This is a genomic window from Atopobium sp. oral taxon 416, assembly GCF_018128285.1.
GTDB lineage: Bacteria > Actinomycetota > Coriobacteriia > Coriobacteriales > Atopobiaceae > Olsenella_L.
In genome coordinates, this window is record NZ_CP072380.1 from 2,647,957 (window position 1) to 2,663,106 (window position 15,150).

Genomic DNA, 15,150 nt, shown 5'->3' on the forward strand with positions numbered 1-15,150 from the left:
GCATCGCCTTTGGATCGTATGCAAGGCCTCTCTCGAAGCGCTCGAAGAACTCCTGCATCACCTCTTCCGGTACGCGATCTCCTATGGACTTATGCGGGCGGAAGCGGTTGTAGTATGACTCGATTAAACTCGTGTGCCTTGTGCTTGGTCGTGGATGCATCTAAGAGGCGCTTGTGGTAGTACCATCCGTTCTTGAGCGTGGCGAAGAGCGATTCGGCGACCGTATTGTCGTGGCAGCTTCCGGTTCTCCCCACGGAGAGCCTCACGTCGTGCGCGGCTGAGCAGGCGGCTAGCTTTGAGCTTATGTACTGGCTGCCTGGGCTGCTTAGAATATGGCCCCTTTGGCCACGTATCCGCGCGAATATGCCATCTTCAGGGCAAAGACGACAAGCCCTGCCCTCATGTTGTCCTGTATGCTTCAGCCCACCACCATGTGTGTGCACAGATCGTGTGCGACGGCGAGATATATAAAGCCTGCCGTGGTCCTGCGATAGGTTGTATCTCCCACGAGCTTGGCTGTCGGGACAGGGCACGAGAAGTCGCGCCGGGTGAGGGCGCTCGGGGGTATCAGGTGCGGGCAGTATCGTTCTCTTGGAGGCATTGGATCAGATGCCGCAGATGCCCAAGCTTAGCCATGCACCTGCGCACGCGGTAGCGGGTCGTGCCTGTAAATTTTGCGTAACTTCGGATCTCCTGTGAGCTTGGTCCATACCTTGCGAAAGCTAAAGCGCCTGTCGCTTTCCTCCCATATCGCGCAGATGGCTTCCTTGATAGGACCCCATAGGTCCTCACCGCCTTTGGCCTTGAGCCATCTGTAGAAGTGAGCCCTGCTCACCTCCAGTACGCGCTCCATCATCGAGACGCTGTAGGTTGCCCTCTTCTCCAGCATGAGCTAAAACCTGTCCTTCGTCAGAGGCTTCCGGCGAAGAAGGCTGCCACTTTTCTTGGGAACTTATTTTCGCTTTCGAGCTCGTGTATGCGCCTGTTGGCCCTGTCGAGCTGCTTGTGCACCTCGGTCCTTTCCTGGGTCACCCTTTTGGTCTTTGAGTGCTTGATGATCCAGTCGTTTAAGGTCTTGTCGTTGATCCTTAAGCTTCGCGGCGTATCCTCTGATGCTCTTCTTCGGGTTGGCCTTACGTGCCTTCCTGTAGTACTCGATAGCCTCGAGGCAATACTTCTTCAGTGTAGTGCCTGGGTGTTTCCGGCTTCGTGCGGGACTTTGCCTTCTCTATCTCGCTTGCGCTTAGCGACATCTCATCTCTCCAATCTGCTGGTGTTGGTAGGTGGGTATCTGGACAGAGCATATCTGTTGCCAGTCCCTGAATCCCACTGTCCACCAAAAGATTACAGCTCAGTCCCTATAAAAAACTAGAGCGGGGCCCGGTGGGTCCCGCCCTTACAAAACCTGTAGGTTTTCCATGCACACCGTTCTAACCGAACGCAAGCGCGCCGTCAAGCCGGCCATCCGGGCGCACGGCGCCTACTCCCACTCGCGCGCTTCCGGATTCCAGTGCCTGCCGCCCGCCTCTCCCCGGATCGCGGGGTCGAGGAGCCTGCCGGCGAGCTCGGATGCGGCTTCCATGTTCCTCAACGCCTCCGGAAGGCCCGTCCTCTGGCAGAGCTTCGCGTACTGGCGCGCCTGGGGAGCGCCCCAGGCCTTCGGCAATCCGAAGGAGTCGCCCAGAAAGATGCGCCGCGCGGAGGCTTCGCGGCGCAGTCGGGACTGGAACCCCGAACCGTCCACCGTGGCCGTAGTGGCATAGACGGCGATGTCTACGAGGTCCTTTACCCTGAAGGACGCTCTCCCTCCGTGAACTTCGACTATGCCGCAGAGCTTGTCCGCGAGGGCGGCCTCGACGGGATAGACGAGGTAGTCGCAGGTCTCAAGCCCGTCCACCTCTATCTTGTCCGCCGGGGAGATGCGCTCGGCTCCCTCGAGCGGCACCTCGTCGACGACGAGGTCGACGGAGACGGGCTGCATGCGCTTCGCGCCGAGCATGGGGACGAACCCGACAGACAGCCCGCTCCTGTACTCGTCCTCGGCCTTTATCGGGCGCGACCCCGCGAACTCGAACGTCACGAAGTCGCCCAGGTCGGTCCCGGCGAGCCGGACGAGCTCCTCGAGCGCATCCTCCAGGCTCCCTTCCGTGGAGAGCAGGTCGATGTCGCGCGTCGCGCGGGCGTCGACGGTGCGGGCGAACATCGCCCGACCGCCCTTGAGCACGAACGAGCCGTTGCCGCCGGCGAACACGCGGCACAGCAGTCGGTGGAAGTAGAATGCCGACACGGCGCGCCCGGTATCCATCGGCGACGCCGACGCCGCGGATTTGACCGCCATCTCGAGTGCGGCCGCGCTCTTGTACCTCATTCCCGCGTCCCCCTCCCGAGAAGCCCGGCATCATCCATCAGGCTCCGGAAAATCTCACATCCCCGCTTCTCGCCGTAACGGCCCTCGAGCAGTCCCCGAAGCTTCCCGTAGTCGAAATCCTGGTACTTCCTCGAGGCGTCCGCCAGGACATCCGCCACAAGCGAGAAGTCCTCGTCATCCGCGACGAGGTCGAAGACGGTGCGCTCGGAGCGCGTCACGGGGAGCCCCGACTCGAACGTAACTTCGTCGCGACCCACCGCGCGCCTAGCGAAGCTCGCCGACGGGTTCCTCGTGTTGATTCTCCTTGGGGCATAGAGCCGGTAGGGCGAGAGCTGCAGGTCTCCGATCCCGAGGAGGGCGGAGGCGGTGGACCCTCCGACGGCTATGCCGTCCCAATCGGAAACCCGCATCCTCTCGTGGGAGAACGTCGCCGGGGCGGTGAGCTTCCATATCGCCGCCAGCTCGTCCGTGAAGGAAGAGCCGGACCCCATCATGCGGTAGGCACCTCGCACGACGCGCACGAGGCGACCGGACTCGACCGCGTCGTGTAGGGCGTCGCGCGGGATGCCCATACGGTCCGCCTGTGCAGTGGTAAAAACGCCCTCAGACTCGGAGAGCTCTGCGATCTTATCTATGTGGTTCGAATGCTTCATGTAGCAATTGTAGGCTATTTCCCTACAATTGCAACACATTATCCCAAACTCAAGTACTACTGATGCTGCGAAAGCATACGGAACGGCATTCGATGCCAGCAACTGCCAGCCAATGCCAAATGAGTTTTATTCCCACTCAATGGAAACATACCCCAAATTCGTGTAGTCAACATGGTGCCTGACCTGCGGTTGTTGTCATTCTTCGCTCACGGAAAACGTGTAGTCACCGTGTAGCCGGGGGTGACTACAGGCCATGTAGTCACTTTCGAAGAGTATTTTCCACCGACCGAAGAGTGACACGTAGGACCTGCGGAAACGCAGTTAGATTGCGCGCAGCTGGCTACATGGGCTGAAACGGTGCCGACGGGTGCGGCGCCTCCCGATCCAAGAGTGACGATTTTCGAGTGAAGAGCGACAGCTTTGAGCTGGTCAAATGTTTATTTGAGCTCAACAGGTGACTACATCAAACAGAGCAAGCGAAGCAACCCTATCTCCGGATTGAATCTTGAGTGCAAGAGGTTCGTTCGCTCTAAAGATTCTTTCTTCCGGACGAAATAATGGGAGCTGAAAGCTTTTTAAACACGGCCATCTCGATTTTGTTTTTCATAGTGCGCATGTTGTCATATTTTGCAGCGTGCTCGATGAACCAATCCCGAATATTACTTTGCTCAACTGCGGCTTTATCTTCTTCATCAAGTTTTGAAAGAACGAAATCAATGTGCTCGTTGATTATCGCAGTCTTTTCATCTACGCCGAGATTGCAGAAATGCACGCTCGCACCGATACGCGAGAACATGGCAGGACCCATTGCTCGACGAGCAGATGCTTCGGAATTGAAGTTAGACGTTAAGAGAAAAAGGGCGTTTCTCATGTCGACATCGTAATTAGTATCAACATATCTACCCTCATCAAAGAGCTGATAGAACATGTTATATAGGCGGGGGTCGACCTTATCGAACTCGTCTATTAGAACGACATTAGACTCTCTCGCCAAGAGGTCACGCGCAAAGCTTGCTTTCGAGTGTTCTGCGCCAAACAGATACTCGTAGGCCTCCTGCGTTTGCATCATCGAAAACTGCACTCGCGTAAGCTCTCCGCCAACCGCCTCGCTTATGCATCTCGCTGTTTCTGTCTTGCCGACGCCAGACGGCCCATAGAACATGATTACAGAGGGACGCTCCTCATTCATGGCAGCGAGCCGATACAAGGACGCAATCAGCGACTCTTTCCCCTCGTCTTGCCCGAGGACATCTGTTTGCAGTTTGTCGTATATGCCGCCCAGCTTCTCTTTCTCGATGAGCGGGTATTCGTAGTGTTTGACTTCCAGAGTTCCCTGTGGCTGAGATGCCTTAAGGGAGTCGAAAGCACGCTTTGGAGGGTTCTGTATGTACAACTTTCCGACATCAAACGTCTGCTCGAGTATGGTGGCAAAGCTTGGCAGGACATGGCTCAAGACGGAGCCGAAGTCGTCGGCGTGGACCACACAGCTATCAACTCGCTCAGGAACTTTGAGCGTGAGATCCGTGGTGATAAGATCGCTCGACTTTATCCGGGCATTATAGACGCGGATGGATTCGAGGTAGGTAACACTCCGCTCATCTTCAGCGGTTTCTCTTTCTACCAGCTCGTCAAATACTTTTCTGGGCCCAAAGAAGACCACTACGCTATCAGCCATTTGAAACAACCCCCGCAAGGATCACGTCATACATGTCGAGGCTTTCGTCGTCGCCAACAGTGGTTTCTACTACCTCGGAGCCCTCAACATAATCCGGATTAGTGGCAGATGAAAACCCCTCAAGGCTTAGCTCCTTGTCTGCAGCAAGCTCAGCAATCCGCGTCTTGCCAACGTTCACTGCATAGAGCCTCAAATTCATATTGAGGAGATTCCCCTGCTTGTAGTTGTTCTTGAAACCCAAGCCATTAAATCGAAGAACGATTCTTGAATCATCGTCTTTAATGCCGAAGAATTCGAAGTATCCCTTCGCCTTCGTCAACGTGGAATCGAGCTTATCCAAGGAGATGTTGAATTCTCCGGCCTCTATACCCTAGCCACTCCGAAGCATCGACAAATAGGGAGTGAGCAGGGTGAGGCTAGAGATGGATCCTGGTATTTGCACAATCTTGCAGTTATCGAACTTTTCAATTCGCTCGTCGCCTTCCTCTCCATCCACAGCAGCAAGGAAGTCTGTAAGCACGGTGTTGGTAACGATGCTTTTGACTACAGTGTCATCTTTAAAGGAGGCCGAGAGCGACCCCTCGGCAGATACTGAGCCCTTTACCAGGTTGGCGAACCAAGCACGTACGCCAACGGAACCTTTGACTTCGGCTTCACCTTCGGTAGATTTGTCATCAGTCGTGGCAATCTCCGACATGAACGACCCGCCTGTTTTCAGCTGAACATAGTCAGTTGCTGAACCTTCATCAAAATAAACGATTTTTACAATGTCATCAGCTTTACTCATGCACGACACGCCCCCTTCGCATTATTGATAACAATTTTATCGCCAGTGATAGGATCCGACATTCGGGCGCTGTAATCATTTCTGATTTCGCGGACCAACGGATCTAAGACAAACTATGACCTAGCGTGGTTTAGCGTGGCCTACCGCCCTGTGTGGCTTTGCGCATACGCCTCCCATCAGGTATCTCTCTGCTTGTCCCGTCGAATAGACGCGACTCCTTGGGCCTCGTTGCTACCCGAGGGCACCAGATGCAAGACGAAAGGACGGTAGGCCACCCCATGAAAGACGACATCCTCCAGATGCCACGAGACGCGTTCCCGACGCCCATCGGAATATCGGATAATGATGCCGAAAGCCGCGAGAATGCCGGGGCGGAGATACGGGGATCTGCTGCCTCCTCGACATCCGAAACGTACGACCTGCCCGACGGTCTCATGGACGTGCCGCAGGTCGCGGAATACCTGCGCGTATCGAAGACGTCGGTCTACAAACTCATCGAACGGCAGAAGATCCCCGCCATAAGGATCGGGAGACTCCTGCGTGTCAGGAAAGACGAGCTAGACGAGATGCTGCACGCCATGGGCAACGACATCTAATCGGTGATCCCATGGCCGCGCGCCCCTTTGCGAGAGAAACTCGCCACATCGCCACAACTGAGGGGGAGACTGATGCCGAGACCTAGTCGGCATCTAAACTCGGTTCTAAGGTCTGTAAACGCGAAAAGAGCGCACACTGGGAAACCCCGGTGCGCGCTCGTCTTTGCCTCTATAAAAAATAGAGCGAGGCCCGGCGGGTCCCGCCCTTACAAAACCCGAAGGTTTTACATGTGACTGCATTCTGAGCCGTTGGGGAACCAGATGTCAACCAGCCTCCGCACGAAGTCGAAGTACGAAACGATTCCGCTGGAGAACGCGGACAAAATGGGCCACTTCGGCAATCTAGAAATGAGTCCGCGCCTTCCAAATGCGAGGTCATGCCTTCCGGAACTGGCGATTCCTCGTTGAGCCCTCTCCGAACAATTTGCCCGCTTCTATGAGTGCAGATATGTGAGCACTGGTGCTGCGTTTCGAGACTCCGGCGGCCTCAGCTGCCTCCGCAAGCGTGAAGCTGCGTCGCGATGTCGCGAGCTCCAGTATGGCCTGGTCAATGTCCCCCAGTCGCTCGACAACTGTCGCTTCGGTGAACAAAGCTCCATCTACGTCTGGAACTGTCGCGCGGAAGACGTTTCCGTCCACGAGGGTCGGGTCCCCACCCATGAAGCTTCGTGCATACTTGAATAGATTCCGCGTGCCGCTGCCCAACTCCTCTGCAAGCCCAATCTGGGTAAAGACATTGGCAATTGAGGGGTTCTTCGGCATCGGACTAAAGTCGTTGAGCGTAATGTTTCCCTCGAAGAACGTCCTGCTAGCATTCTGGGTATGCAGCCCTGCGCGGTCGATCTCCAGCTTTGCGGGATAGGGGCTCGTGAACTCCCGATGGATGAGCATGTTCGAGATGAGCTCACGGCACACGATGCCCCGTACGCTTATCCTAGTGTCGCCCTCAAGAACAAACGGGTCAGGGAGATTACGCTCGCTAAAGCCCATAAGGGCATCGTACGCATCGATGAGGTTGGTCTTCACCGTTAGGCGGTCGTCGTAGCGATCCTCGTCGCGCAACCTGACCACGGCATCGGTCTTGTAGGTGGGGCAGAGTGAACCGATCGTCCCATCGCTACCGAACAGTAGGCCGGCGGCAAGGGTAAGGCCTTCCTGTCCCGTTGAGTAGTCCTTGACCAGGAGCTGGGCACTGCGCAAGAGCAGCTCGTCATCCAACCCCGCCCAGGGATGCCCCGGCCGCCGCACCGTGGCCATCTGCCTTGCACGGTCTATAAGATCTGCACGCAAATCGCTCAGCGTCAAATATGGAAAGATTCGCCGCTCAGTCTCGAGATTGCTCTTGCGAATATACATGGCCGAAATCTGACTACCAGCGCTAACCTTTACATCGGCATCAGCAATGCGGTCGTACACGACGCCTTTATAGCGGTGAACATCCGGACTCATGGGAACCCAGATGCGGACGACGGTCTTGCCATTCACGGCAACTATTTCAGTCTCGAGCATCACAGCGGGATCGAACAACTTGGGGTTGCGAGCAACATTAGCGATATTGCGCTGTATGTCTATTGCCGCGCCTTCTGCAATGCCGTTAACAGTCCCGTTATCCCCCACGCCAAGGTAGACGCTGCCACCCATGTGGTTGGCGAATGCGCAGATGGTCTCAAAGGTGTCCTGCTCGGGTTGTGCTCCGCACCTCTTAAACTCGACTGATGCAGATTCACCCTGGGCGATCGTCTCTAACAACAGTTCGGCTTCCATGCGGGTTACTCATTCCAATTTAGGGTTCTTATTCTGTTGAAATTTTACCATGATTCAGGACGCATTCACACATTCAGGAAGCGATTTAGGAAGAGATTCGCGAATAGCTTCCTGAATGTTTGAAAATAATCCTGCCGCTTAAATAGTGGGTATAGATTTACGGCTCGCACATTCATGGTTTGTATCCGTAGAAGTTCAGCACGAATGTACAAGCACAATGTAGAGCCGCAACGATTGCTGAGGAATCGTCACTCTCGCATCACTATTGCCGGTTCTCGGGGCCGAAAGAGAGCCCAAAATCGCCTACTGCACGCAGTGCTCAGAGTGACAAACGGCTCTCCGGAGGGCCTGAAAACGGCCCAGAATCGCCGGAAACCGCGGATTTTCGCGATTTGTCACTCTTCACTCCTACCTGTGGTTTTGCGAAATGGCGGGCTGAAAAATCGGGATGACTACAAAGTGACTGCATGGCTCGGGTCAAAAGGGGCTTGCGGCTAAAAACGCGATGAAAATACTCTTCTCGCTTTGGCATGTCTTGGTATCCAGTCGCTTCTCTTGGCAACGAGTCGCAACGCGTCGCCCCCGCGTGGTGGAGTGAAGAGTATTTCCGCAGGTTAACAAGCATAAAATAAGCCCCGAAATCAGAAGATTCCGGGGCTTTCTGGCGTTTGTCACTCCCTAAAAATCCCGGTGGCTTTGTCCAAGAGAGGGCACTAGTTGCTAGCCACCGCGACTAGACGTGCAGGACGAGACTAGATGAAATGGGCTAAAACCCTATTCCCACTCAATTGTTACATGACCCGATTCCGCATAGTCGGCACCGCGCCTGACCTGCAATTCCTGTCACTCTACACTCTCGAAAGCCGTATAGTCACCATGTAGTCAGGGGTGACTACATACCGTGTAGTCACTTCGCGAGAATATTTCCGACCGACCGAAAAGTGACATGCTTGACCTTCGAAAACGTTGCAAGAGTGCATGCAGCTGACTACACGCGGCGAAACACCTTAATCGTCAAGACGTGCATTCCGACCCAAGAGCGACATTCCCAAGCTGAAGGATGACAGCTTTGAACTGCGGAAACGTATCAAGACCGTCCGCAGCTGACTACGCGCCCACGCATGCCACGACCTTGGAGCTTATTGATTTGTCGGCCATTCTCCAATTTGGCGATGAGTACAAAACTTCCATCTCGGCCTCATCTCCGCAGTGATCATGAGGTCGATATCGCGGTAGGGATTATCTATTTCAGCACCACGACTAGCCTCAGCCTGACAAACCTGATCGCGTTTATCGCTCTCACACTGCACCAGTAGCAGCAATGGAAACAGCCGTTGCCGAAGTGTTTTCTATCCGCTGAGCGATCTCCGAGTAGAGATCTGCCTCTACGCAAGGTGTCTCGATGCTCACAATCAACGAGTATCGCGCCTCAGAATCAATCTTCCCAAGATACCTGCGAGACCTCCACCATCCAATCACCGGATATACGGCAATAAACTCGATGTCGCTCAGCTCGATCGCGGATGCATATTTGTAGCCGGAATGAATCGAGCCTACGTTTCGGTTGTTGACGCCGAGAAACCAGCCGCCAGAGCCGCTAGACGCTTTTCCCTCATCCTCATCTCGAACGCTTACGTTGATACGCTTCTCGAACTCTTCCAGGCTCTCGCCCGGCTTGTTCACATCGAAACAAAGGCCGTGAGAAGATTACCGATATCTGTCCTTCCACCCAATCTGCCCCGGCCCCGGTTCGATGAAATAGGAAAGGGTCACATGGAGCGTTGCATCGGCATCGGCAAGCGAAGCAAGCACATCTTTTGGCCAAGGCAGCGTATGGAGGTGCATTTCCCTCATCGTCTCACGCCCTTCCTTCACCTCATACGGATGTAGGGCCCCTTGGATGATGAGGTTGACGCTATTCTCCTTGCATTCGACTGCACGGCTCAAGTCCGGTATGCCGTAGCCGCAAGCCCGAAGCAGCCTCCTGCGCCCCTTTGTGGGCGTATCCTCGGGCGACCCCTCGGGCGAGTACCTGGCTATCATTGCTCGTGACCAGCGGGCAGAATGCACAAGCAGCCCTCTGATTGTCTCGGGCCATAGGTCTGGATAGGCGTTCTCCAGCTCGGCCGCAATATAGGCGGCCTCGGCAACTGCCGCACTCGTCGCGTTGATGGTGTCCAGCGGGCGTGACGCTATGTCAGCGCCAGTGGTGAGCAGCGACAAATCCTGACAGTCTGAATAGTCGGTACCCATCCCGACTATGTTTCCGCCGGGGCAGATGACCTCGGGCTTCACCGGCGCAATCGAATGCCTCCACTGCAGAGACGTCGTGCTGAATGGGCACAGCTCTCCCGGCACCGCGACGGGCTGATAGCCCGTGGCCAGTATGTCGTCTTCTTCAACCAGGGCGTTTTCGCTGTACGCCCCGACCGTCAGAGCATTCCACGATTGTCCCGGGCTGCGGACGGAGCGGATCTCGTTCGCTTCGGGATAGACCGTTCCGTTCAGCATGGACAACGGGATGTTCCCGCCGGAAACAAGCACTAGCTCATGCTCGCTCGAGGGGTCGTCTGCATGAGAAATAGCCTCGTCTAGCGCAGCGGACCAGGACGTGGGCAAGCCATCGGTGACTTCGCGCTCATCAGCAGTGACTCCGGAGCAGAAGACCCTGTTCCTCTTCGGCTTTGCCACGTAAGCCCTGTCCATCGCCTGCTTGACGATTTCACCATACAGGTCAGGACTGTTCTGCCTGCTCAGGTCAAGAATCCTCACGGACTCAAGGGAGTGAGTCACCTCTACCGGACCCGCCGACAGCAGGCATTCTTTCAAATCTCCATATAAAGCCAGCCCTGCGAGCTTGGTGCCATGGCCGTCTCGATCTCCTGTCCCGAGCGCATCGTCATAAGCCAGAACGGCGTTTTCGTCGACTGCCGGGGACAAGAGCGGATGCCCGCCGTTGATGCCCGTGTCGAGTATGCAGACGCTTGCCTCGCCGGGCTCAAAAGACGTTCTGCTCAATAGGTCGTCAATCCACTCGCGCTGCTCGGGCCCCTCAAGGTTGGCGAAGAACGATGACGCAAGGGGCGCCTCCTTTATCTCGGCAAGACCATCATAGCTGTCCAGGAGGCCCGCAAGATCGGACATATCTGCATACGCCAGCGTAACCATGCGCTCGGGGAACAAGATGAAGGCACTCTTGTGCTCGATATGGAGCTTATCAAGCAAAGCAGAATACGCTTCGAACGAGCTGCCGTCCTCATCTTTGCCCGTTCGCAGCCAAACCTCGAGCCACTGCTTCAAATCCGCTGGGCGCTTGTCATCACTACCCGTCCAAAGAGAATCGACGATAGCCAGACGGATGTCCTCGATGCTGGACACCAGCTTCTCGTGGCGAGGCTTGCCCTTCTTGGTGACCTGGTGCGGATCGCCATATGTCTCCACCCTATCAAGAAAAAAGCGCTCTTTCCCAGATGGGATAAACACTGTCGCCCGTGTGGCGTCACTCACTTGGCGGACATTGAGAAGGCGCACGCCTTGCCGCACATCCTCCAAGCTCCCCGTAGTCAAGTCGCCGTCTTGAGGACCAATAAACTCAAGATAGATTCCATGCCTGTCAGCAACAGCGAGCGCTCTTCTATCGTCGTTCGCAGCAAAGGCACCCTCCAACTCCTTGCAGAGCTTCGCTGTATGCGATGAGGGGTCACGATCGATTGACGGCTTGCCCCTGCCGCCCTGAGGGGCAGAATAAGGCTCTTGGTGGCACGTGTTCGTGAGAACGAGGTTCGGTCTCTCCATCCCGCTTAGCCGACCTTATCCTCGCAGTCGTATATGGACAACCTATCCTCGCAGAGTCGTTGGAAAAGCTCGTCGCACAGCGGGGAGTCAGTCAATAAGGATTCTTTTAACGCATCTTCACAAAGACGCGTGATGTCTGCCTGGCAAAGCTGCGAGAGGTTGGCGGCAGTCTCGTCGGTAAGGGAAAGGCCGGGTCATAGGCACCTGTACGGTTCGCCACGATGCGCTTAACCTCTCTGGTTGTCGGAAGTTCGTAATGCATAACGTCGTCGAACCGTCGAAAGAGCGCCTGGTCGAGCATTTTCCTGTTGTTCGTAGCGGCGATGATTATGCTTTCAGAGGTATCCGCCTCGATGAACTGAAGAAACGAGTTCAATATGCGGCGCATCTCGCCAACCTCGTTGTCTCTGCTGCGATCGGCCCCGATGGCGTCGAACTCGTCGAACAGGTAGACGGCGCGGTTGCTAGCGATGGCTTCGAAAATCTGGCGAAGCCGGGAGCTGGTCTCGCCAAGGTACTTCGTAATGAGCTTGTCTGTCTGTACGATGAACAGGGGCATGCCGAGCTCGGCGGCGATCACCGAAGCCGTCATAGTCTTGCCCGTGCCCGGGTCCCCTCGAGCAGGAGCTTGCGACGGCAGCTTAGGCCGAACGAGGCGAGCCTCTTCCTTTGGCGATACTCGTCTAGTATACGGTCGATCTTCTCGGCGATTTCCGGAGAGACAACCAAGTCGTCCAGTCGAACCTCCGGGAATGAGACAAGGAACAGATTGCCCTTATTCGCAAGATTAATGACATTGCCCTTTGCACGAGTGGATGCATCGACCATGGCAGTTATTTCTCTACCCAAAGTAGTGTGGCCAACGCGTGTTTCTGATGCGGCCATGCGCAATGCCGCAGTCTTGAAACGTTCGTTATCTTGGTCGTAATGCGCTTGGATAAGGGCTTTTATCTGGTCGCCGGTTGCCATGGGACACCTCCTCTCGAATCTTAAAAATTCTACCGACCATCATAGCAACGCGGAAGTGACTTCTCTGCCGAATTTGATAATTGACCGCAAACAACTTGTTTGTTTTTCCATTCGGTTATGACGTAACAGGGCTTAGCGTGATCCAGCATCCAGTCAGGCTTTGCACGCACGCCTCCAACAAGCACATCCCTGCTTGTCTGTCCAAGAGGCACGACTCCTTGAGAATAGATGAAACCCTAGGGCGCCATGAGCCCCACCAATCGAGCCGGCTCAAGGCGCCCATGGGAGAATGCTCGAAATTAAAATCGTGGAAGGCCGCACATTTCGGGCGGCATTCACGTTGTAGTGGGTAGAGGAGGTGATTTGGCTTGCCTAGACGGGAAACCGGGGGCCTGGATACGGACCGGGCGCGCGAGATTGCCGAGGAGTGCTACGACGACGTGCTGGCGTACTGCAGGCGCCACGCGCCTGCCGGGCACGAGGCGGCCGACCTCGCGCAGGAGACGTTCCTGCGCTTCGTTCGCGCCAGGGGGTACCGCGAGCGCGGCAAGCCCATCGCCTACCTCATGCGGATAGCGAGAAGCGTGTGCGTCGACGCCTGCCGCGAGAGGCGTCTGAAGACGGTGAGCCTCGAATTCGAGGTCGCCGCCGGCGAGCGCGACGGGCGCGAGGCCGATCTCGACCTCGCGTTGGAGCGGTTGCCGGGTGAGCTGCGCGAGATTGTGGAGCTGCGGTTTGGCTTGGGCCTCGGGGTAAGCGAAGTCGCCCAGGCCCTCGGGATAAGCCGTTTCGCAGCGCGCAGGCGGATAAAGGCGGCGCTGAAGGTGCTTGAAGAGGACTTGAAGGTGATGGGTAAGGCGGAGCGATCGAGGCTCAAAATCGAGCTCTCCCAGCACTATTCCGCCCAACGGGAGAAGGCGGGGCCGAACACTATCGATTCGCTCGCGCGGGCCATGGCCGCCGAGGACGCGCGGATAAGCAGGGCCCGGGGCCGCAGGATGGGGTTCGCCCCGTTCGTCGCGTCCCAGGTGCGCTACGTACCTCCATGGACCTGGGTCGCACAGCTGGGAATCGTCGCGCTCATGCTCGCCGCGGCGAACAGCACCGCGGACGCGAGCTTCGCGAAGCTCGTCGTCGGCGTCCTCTCCGCCGCGACCGTGCTCGTCGGCGTGCCCAGCGTGCATGCGAGCAAGCTGCACGATGTGGCCGAGCTTGAGTACTCGTGCCCCAGCAACGCGGCGAGCGTGATGGTGGCGCGCCTGATCGTTCTGGGCTGCTCGTCGTCGCTGGTGGTCGCCCTCATGGTTGGCGCGGTCGCGTCCTCTCTGGACGCCGACGCGCTCTCGGTCGCGCTTTGCGCCTGCCCGCCGTTCTTCTGCTCCTGCGCCGGCTCGCTAGCGCTGATCAGGAGGGCGGCACCCTCTTCTGCCGCAGTGCTCTGCTGGGCATGGGCGGCAGCGTGCTGCGCCGTGCTCATTGCCCTTGCGAGCATGTGGCCGGACATGTACGGGACGGCTTCTCTCGCCTCGTGGATCGCCGCGGCCGCCGCGGCGCTCGCGTGGCTCGTGCGCGAGGTCGCGGTGCTCGTGCGTGCGGCCTCTGCGGGGCTGGACGCGTTCTCGCCGCAAATGGCGAAAACCTACCACTAGAGATAAGGATTGCAGTATGGAACTCACATTGGATCGGCTGACCAAGCAGTTCGGGGCGAGGATAGCCGTGGACCGCGTGTCGGCCATGCTTTCCCCGGGCGTGACGGGGCTTTTGGGCGCGAACGGCGCGGGCAAGACCACGCTCATGCGCATGGTCTGCGACGTGCTGCGCCCCACCAGCGGACAGGTTCTGCTCGGCGGGCGCGACGCCCTATCGATGGGCGACGAGTATCGGGCGCTGCTCGGCTACCTCCCACAGGATTTCGGCTACTACCCCGACTTCTCGGCGCTCGAGTTCATGCGCTATATGGCCACGCTCAAGGGCTTCTCCAGCCGGGACGGCCGCGCCCGCAGCGTGCAGCTGCTCGATGAGGTCGGGCTTGCCGACGACGCGCGGCGCAAGGTGAAGACCTTCTCCGGCGGCATGAAGCAGCGCCTCGGAATCGCCCAGGCCATGCTCAACGACCCCGCCATCCTGGTGCTCGACGAGCCCACGGCCGGCCTCGACCCCAAGGAGCGCGTGCGCTTCCGCAACCTCATCGCCGGCTTCGCCCAAAACAAGATCGTGATACTTTCCACCCACATCGTCAGCGACGTGGAGTTCATCGCCAGCCGCATCCTCGTGATGCGCGAGGGCGGCTTCATCATGGACGGCACGCCCGAGCAGGTGATTTCGCAGGCCGCGGGCAAGGTGTGGGAATGCCATGTGGAGGCGCATCTCGCCGAGGAGATGTCGGCGCGCATGCCCGTGGCCAACGTGCGCTATGCCGCAGATGGGCATGCGGTGGTGCGCGTGGTGGCGGACGCCTCGCCCATGGAGGGGGCGCAGGCGGTCGAACCCACGTTGGAAGACCTGTACCTGCTCGCGTTCCGCGACGCGGGCATCCGTTAGGA

14 protein-coding genes and 1 pseudogene are annotated in these 15,150 nt (G+C 57.3%); 3 read left to right on the top strand and 12 right to left on the bottom strand.

Translation table 11 applies throughout. The features are described from left to right. Window positions 1-89: 89 nt before the first annotated feature. From J4859_RS13935 to J4859_RS16490, 7 genes and pseudogenes are all read right to left on the bottom strand, one after another. Window positions 90-266, bottom strand: coding sequence for a hypothetical protein (locus J4859_RS13935; RefSeq protein WP_212330690.1), 177 nt, complete (start codon window positions 264-266; stop codon window positions 90-92). 362 nt (window positions 267-628) lie between these two features. Continuing rightward, on the bottom strand, window positions 629-889 hold the full coding sequence (locus J4859_RS13940) for a hypothetical protein (protein ID WP_212329538.1): 261 nt from the start codon (window positions 887-889) through the stop codon (window positions 629-631). A 20-nt stretch (window positions 890-909) separates the two neighbouring features. Continuing rightward, window positions 910-1,032 (bottom strand): hypothetical protein, encoded by a 123-nt coding sequence (locus J4859_RS17195; protein WP_256436716.1) that lies wholly within the window; start codon window positions 1,030-1,032, stop codon window positions 910-912. A 448-nt stretch (window positions 1,033-1,480) separates the two neighbouring features. After that, the gene (locus J4859_RS13945) at window positions 1,481-2,368 is read right to left on the bottom strand and encodes a nucleotidyl transferase AbiEii/AbiGii toxin family protein (protein ID WP_212330692.1); all 888 of its coding nucleotides are present in this window, start codon (window positions 2,366-2,368) and stop codon (window positions 1,481-1,483) included. Continuing rightward, window positions 2,365-3,021 carry a type IV toxin-antitoxin system AbiEi family antitoxin domain-containing protein gene (locus tag J4859_RS13950; protein ID WP_212330694.1) on the bottom strand — a complete coding sequence of 219 codons (657 nt, stop codon included), beginning with the start codon at window positions 3,019-3,021 and terminating at the stop codon, window positions 2,365-2,367. Before J4859_RS13950 ends, J4859_RS13945 begins: the two co-directional genes overlap by 4 nt. Before the next feature lie 529 nt (window positions 3,022-3,550). Next, window positions 3,551-4,696 carry an AAA family ATPase gene (locus J4859_RS13955; RefSeq protein WP_212330697.1) on the bottom strand — a complete coding sequence of 382 codons (1,146 nt, stop codon included), beginning with the start codon at window positions 4,694-4,696 and terminating at the stop codon, window positions 3,551-3,553. After that, a pseudogene (locus J4859_RS16490) lies at window positions 4,689-5,483 on the bottom strand (DUF6414 family protein). Before J4859_RS16490 ends, J4859_RS13955 begins: the two are co-directional and overlap by 8 nt. A 278-nt stretch (window positions 5,484-5,761) precedes the next feature. On the opposite strand from J4859_RS16490, the gene J4859_RS13970 reads away from it, so the two are divergent. Then, entirely contained in the window at window positions 5,762-6,079 is a 318-nt protein-coding gene (locus tag J4859_RS13970) for a helix-turn-helix domain-containing protein (RefSeq protein ID WP_212330706.1), read from the top strand. A 375-nt stretch (window positions 6,080-6,454) separates the two neighbouring features. On the opposite strand, the gene J4859_RS13975 is transcribed toward J4859_RS13970, so the two are convergent. From J4859_RS13975 to J4859_RS13995, 5 genes are all read right to left on the bottom strand, one after another. Then, window positions 6,455-7,843: a helix-turn-helix domain-containing protein gene (locus J4859_RS13975; RefSeq protein WP_212330709.1), complete on the bottom strand. Its 1,389-nt coding sequence runs from the start codon at window positions 7,841-7,843 to the stop codon at window positions 6,455-6,457. Between the two features lie 1,299 nt (window positions 7,844-9,142). Further along, window positions 9,143-9,526, bottom strand: a complete 384-nt coding sequence (locus J4859_RS13980; RefSeq protein WP_212330711.1) for a hypothetical protein — start codon at window positions 9,524-9,526, stop codon at window positions 9,143-9,145. A 24-nt stretch (window positions 9,527-9,550) separates the two neighbouring features. Beyond that, the gene (locus tag J4859_RS13985; RefSeq protein ID WP_212330714.1) at window positions 9,551-11,638 is read right to left on the bottom strand and encodes a S8 family peptidase; all 2,088 of its coding nucleotides are present in this window, start codon (window positions 11,636-11,638) and stop codon (window positions 9,551-9,553) included. A 106-nt stretch (window positions 11,639-11,744) separates the two neighbouring features. Then, window positions 11,745-12,230, bottom strand: coding sequence for an AAA family ATPase (locus J4859_RS13990; RefSeq protein WP_212330717.1), 486 nt, complete (start codon window positions 12,228-12,230; stop codon window positions 11,745-11,747). Further along, window positions 12,227-12,607 carry a hypothetical protein gene (locus J4859_RS13995; protein ID WP_212330719.1) on the bottom strand — a complete coding sequence of 127 codons (381 nt, stop codon included), beginning with the start codon at window positions 12,605-12,607 and terminating at the stop codon, window positions 12,227-12,229. Before J4859_RS13995 ends, J4859_RS13990 begins: the two co-directional genes overlap by 4 nt. A 368-nt stretch (window positions 12,608-12,975) precedes the next feature. Here J4859_RS13995 and J4859_RS14000 point away from each other — a divergent pair, with 368 nt between their 5' ends. Next, entirely contained in the window at window positions 12,976-14,256 is a 1,281-nt protein-coding gene (locus J4859_RS14000) for an RNA polymerase sigma factor (RefSeq protein ID WP_249113663.1), read from the top strand. 16 nt (window positions 14,257-14,272) lie between these two features. Further along, window positions 14,273-15,148 (top strand): ABC transporter ATP-binding protein, encoded by an 876-nt coding sequence (locus J4859_RS14005; protein ID WP_212330722.1) that lies wholly within the window; start codon window positions 14,273-14,275, stop codon window positions 15,146-15,148. The last annotated feature ends 2 nt before the right edge of the window (window positions 15,149-15,150 follow it).